Genomic DNA, 960 nt, shown 5'->3' with positions numbered 1-960 from the left:
GGTAATAGCTTTCGGGGAGCTATTCTTTGGTGGTTTGTGGTGTGTGGTCTGGGGTTATGGTGGCATGCGGACACACTTTTCTTTACTTAACCCGGGGTTTGGGGTAGGGGCTCGAGTGAGGGGCTCTGGATTAAGCGGGGGCAGGGGCTCGAGTTAGAGGTCAGCCACTCATCGATGAGCTATTCACTTATGGTTCCGCTGGGGCTCATCGATAAGTGAATAGATTATCCATAAGTGCGCGCCAAATGTCTGCAAACATGACAAGAAATACCGCTGCCTACCTGCTGATTTGTGCTTAGTGGTGATTTCGGGTTAATCTTTGCAAGGCTTCACGGAGAGCACAGAACGAAACAAAGCGGTCAACAATTGGCCACGGAGTTACGTGCTGAGTTCAACGGATGCTGATGCCCCCTTAGCTCAGTCGGCAGAGCGTTTCCATGGTAAGGAAAAGGTCGACAGTTCGATTCTGTCAGGGGGCTCTGTTCTTTTATACGGACTTATGTCCGGTAGAGAATAGGGGCGATGTAGCTCAGATGGTGAGAGCGCACGACTCATAATCGTGAGGTCGGGGGTTCGATCCCCCCCATCGCTACTACGGACAGTGATGTTCGTCGAACCCCGCCTTGATTATGCAGCAATGCAGTAAGGTGGGACATTGTCAGCTAAGGACTGAGAAGTTCTTTCGCTGGTGGTGAAGGGGCGTGGCTCAATTGGTAGAGCAGCGGTCTCCAAAACCGCAGGTTGCAGGTTCGAGTCCTGTCGCCCCTGCAAGTACCCGTCATCCAGGGCGTATGAAAATGCGTCTGGGTGGCGGGTTTTTCGTTTATGTTCGGTGGCGGTGAGCGGTGGGGCAATGCGAGTTACTGGGGTTAAGTAAAGAAAAGTGTGTCCGCATGCCACCATAACCCCAGACCACACACCACAAATCACCAAAGAATAGCTCCCCGAAAGCTATTACCC

General features: G+C 52.4%; 3 tRNA genes. All 3 read left to right on the top strand.

The features are described from left to right. The first annotated feature begins 406 nt into the window (after positions 1–406). The 3 genes from AB1Z34_RS11135 to AB1Z34_RS11125 all read left to right on the top strand — a co-directional run bounded on the left by AB1Z34_RS11135 (position 407) and on the right by AB1Z34_RS11125 (position 768). Positions 407–479, top strand: a tRNA-Thr gene (locus tag AB1Z34_RS11135). 39 nt (positions 480–518) lie between these two features. Further along, positions 519–592, top strand: a tRNA-Met gene (locus AB1Z34_RS11130). Positions 593–695: 103 nt separating this feature from the next. After that, positions 696–768: transfer RNA gene (locus AB1Z34_RS11125), tRNA-Trp, on the top strand. Positions 769–960: the final 192 nt, after the last annotated feature.

The organism is Corynebacterium sp. 045007 (assembly GCF_040743205.1).
Taxonomy (GTDB): Bacteria; Actinomycetota; Actinomycetes; order Mycobacteriales; family Mycobacteriaceae; genus Corynebacterium; species Corynebacterium jeikeium_D.
The sequence above is the reverse complement of the archived record's forward strand: the minus strand, read 5'-3'. Positions and strand labels throughout refer to the sequence as shown.